This window comes from Blastococcus mobilis, from assembly GCF_900188025.1.
GTDB lineage: Bacteria > Actinomycetota > Actinomycetes > Mycobacteriales > Geodermatophilaceae > Blastococcus_B > Blastococcus_B mobilis.
On sequence record NZ_FZNO01000068.1, the window covers coordinates 1 to 3,242 of the forward strand.

At 68.8% G+C, this 3,242-nt stretch carries 3 protein-coding genes and 1 riboswitch; of the genes, 2 read left to right on the forward strand and 1 reads right to left on the reverse strand.

The features are described from left to right. Both CHB94_RS24240 and CHB94_RS25545 read left to right on the forward strand, forming a co-directional pair. The coding region (locus CHB94_RS24240; RefSeq protein ID WP_141137654.1) for an MFS transporter at window positions 1-582 on the forward strand (582 nt) is incomplete at its 5' end. Between the two features lie 726 nt (window positions 583-1,308). After that, a riboswitch (cyclic di-AMP (ydaO/yuaA leader) is annotated at window positions 1,309-1,444 on the forward strand. 12 nt (window positions 1,445-1,456) lie between these two features. Then, window positions 1,457-1,963: a VldE C-terminal domain-containing protein gene (locus CHB94_RS25545; RefSeq protein ID WP_176445745.1), complete on the forward strand. Its 507-nt coding sequence runs from the start codon at window positions 1,457-1,459 to the stop codon at window positions 1,961-1,963. Between the two features lie 227 nt (window positions 1,964-2,190). Here CHB94_RS25545 and CHB94_RS25550 read toward each other — a convergent pair. Continuing rightward, a partial coding sequence (locus CHB94_RS25550) for an LVIVD repeat-containing protein (RefSeq protein WP_176445746.1) occupies window positions 2,191-3,242 on the reverse strand: 1,052 nt, incomplete at its 5' end.

Genomic DNA, 3,242 nt, shown 5'->3' on the forward strand with positions numbered 1-3,242 from the left:
GGCAGACCGGCAGCTCACCCACGCCCGCATAAGCCAATCAAGATCGAATCAGGCCTCATTCAGCCGACCAAGATCGACGGTGGATCAGGGCTGAGCCACGCCCTCGACCGGCGCATTTTCACCGGCGCCATCGGGTGGCTCACCGCCGCAGCTGCCCTTGCGAGCCTCGCGTTCATCACCTTCACCAGCGCTGTGCCGCTGTGGCTTGTGGACGCCCACCACCTTCGCACCGATGCGCCCCTGCTCGGCGGCACTTTGGGGCTCTTCTCGCTTGGGGCCGGTCTCGGTGCCGTGGCGGGCGGAGCCGTCGGCGCTCGATTCGGCTACGCGCGCACAACTGCCGTCTCCCTTCTGGCGGCCGTGCCGACGCTGACCGCTGTGCTGATCGTTTCGCCTGGTGTGGCCACGCTCGTGCTTGCTGCCAGCGCCGGGGCGCTGATCTACGCGAGTCAGCCACTTCTCATCAGTCGCCGCGCAGATGGCCGCCCCACAGAACCCGGCCGCAGCCGCTGGCGTTGTCCTCGGGGTGGGACGGAATCGCCGGGCTCTTGTACGTCGGCGTCGGCGCCCTCCAAGGACTGATCGGTCTGGCGCCGGCCATGACGCTTGTGCTCGCGTTGCTTGTCCCGGCTGCGGTGATCGCTTCTCGTGCGTTGGCGCGTTCGCGATGACGACGGGCGGCCATGACGCGACAGCGAATTGGCGTGGCCCCCTCGAGAGGGCCTCTGGAGGGGCCTGGCCTTGAACCTCTTCGCTGACACGGAAGAGGTCACGGGTCTGCATGCGCGGGGCCTGGGGGTCCCTCGCGCAGTCATTGTCACCGGTGGGGCTGTCCCGGAGAGCCCCTCAGGGGCACCAGTTCCCGGACGGATGGAGCAGGACCGGGGGATCGCCATCGGTGAGGCGCCGCGCGGCCCGGTTTCTACGGCAGCGCCGATGCTGACCAAGGCCGAATCGGCGGCCCAGACGTGATCGCGAGGTCCTTCGGCTGCCCGCGGGTTGGCGACGGTGCTGTGCGCACCGTTATGCGGCCATTCCGGTGTGTGCTGCCGCGCCGACTTCTGCGGATTGGGTCAGGACTACTCTGAGCAGTGGCTCGGCTACGGGTTTGGAGACGACGTTCGTGTCATAGGGCGATCGTGCTGGAACGACGGGGCGTCGTCATCCGCTGATCGCCGTCTCCGGTAGTCATCTCCTTCTTTTGTCCCGGTTCGGCGACCGCCCTAGCGTCGTCGCGGTCCGTACGGGGCTCCGTTCGTCACCGAACCGCGGTGACACCCGTCGGACGCCGCCCAACCGGGCGCCCGCACGAAGCAGGCGCCCGGGCCGGGGACCCACCGCAGCAATGGGGTGAAGCACGACCGGAACGCGAGTTCCGGTCGCGCCGGGCGAGTTCCCCGCCCGAACCCGTCAGCTAACTCGGTAGGCGGTTGATGGAGAACAGGAGACGTCGTCCATGACGACTACTCGCATGACCACGGCCCGTCGTTCCGCCCGTTTCGGCCGGCGGGCCGTGGTGGCACTTCTCGCGGGGGCGGGGGTGGCCCTCACGCCCCTTCCCGCCCAGGCACATGCGACCGGCTCGGCCGCGGCCGTGGCCCCGGCCCCCGCGGAGAGACCGACTCCGACGTCGAGCAGCTACAGCATGTGGGACCCGCACGTCCAACCTGTCGTCAAGGAGGTCACCGAGCGGTTCAACGTCGCCACGTCATACACCCGCCCGGGCCATAGCCCTACGCAGGGCCGCGCCGCTGACTTCATGGTCTACACCGACCGGGCCAAGGGCGACGCCCTCGCCCAGTACGTGATTGACAACGCGGCCCGATTCGGCGTCGAGTACGTGATCTGGCAGCAACGCATTTACATCGTCACGTCGGGCTCGTGGCGAGCCATGGAAGACCGCGGATCGCCCACGGCCAACCACATGGATCATCCCCACGTGGCCTTCCTGCCAGCCCCGTAACCGACTGTCCGCGTGGCTCGTTGACCCCCCGAACCCACGACGAGCGCCCCCCTGCCCGGGTTCGGGCAGGGGGCGTTCGCCGTGTTGGAAGCCAGCGGGCGGGTCACGTGTGTCCGGCCGATGCCGGCTTGCCCTCGGTTCTCCCCCAGTGACCCCGCAGGTCTCACATCAAGATCCCAGTCCCTGTCGCACGGCCGCCACCGGGTTGCCGGTCGTCGTGCTGGTGATCATTCGTGATCATCAGCGTCATCCGGGATCGTGAACTCCTGGGTCTGAGGGTTCAGGTGACCCAATTCGATCGCCCCGCCGGTCTCCGGACCGCTGAGGCGGAAAATGTTGAGGCCCTCGGTGATGTTGCTCTCGTAGACGAAGCCGTCGTACCAGTACGACGACCACGCGCCGCCGATCTCCAGGCCGAACGGCGAGCCGGGCGGCACGGGCTCCGGCGGCGGGTCGCTCCAGGCGAACTCGACCGGGTTGCTCGGGTCGGTGAAGTCGATGGCCCCGGTGCCGGCCTGGTAGCTGCCGTGGACGAGCACGTAGCGGTCCGACCGCAGCGGCGCGACGTTGAAGTTGTGCATTGCGACGCAATTCTCGGTCGGGCCCTGGAACCGCTCGAACACGAAGCGGCCGAGCTCGTCACCCGTCGCGGCGTCGAAGAAGAACGCCGTGCGGTCGATCTCGGGCGTCGTCTCCTGGCACCGGGCCTCGACGCCGCCGCCGGGCTCGTGCGCGAACACCAGCACCTTGCCGTCCCAGGTGAAGGTGGCGCTGTGACCGATGGTCACCCCCGGGATGCTCACGCTCTGGACCTCGTGCGGGTCTACGAGGGAGCCGGGACCGGACAGGTGGAACATCGTGTAGCCGTCGCCGCCCGCGCAGGCGGCGAGCATCGCGTCGCCGAGGATGACGCCCGTGTCGTGGCACGGCCGCCCGGCCGGCTCGAATCGCAGGTAGGTTGCGTCCTCGGCGGTGTCGAGCGGGATCTCCACGACGTCGATCCCGGGGCACTCCGCGTTACTGGGCGAGCTGTAGACGAGCAGGCGCTCGTCCTCCTTGTCCGGCACCGCCGTCGCGGTGTGCGCGCCGCACGGCGTCTCGACCGACGTCAGGAGCTCGGGATCGTGCGGATCGCTGATGTCGAACACGTGCAGTCCTTCGAAGCCCGGCGGGACGGGTTCGCCGTCGCAGGTCAGGCCCTCGCCGGCAGGGTCGTTCCACGTCCGGACCAACACGTCGTGGTAGACGACCACGTCACCCTGGTTGCCGTCGCAGGAGG

Excerpts from the sequence above, each read along its gene's own strand:
- CHB94_RS25545 (WP_176445745.1), top strand. The coding sequence starts at position 1,457 with ATGACGACTACTCGCATGACCACGGCCCGTCGTTCCGCCCGTTTCGGC.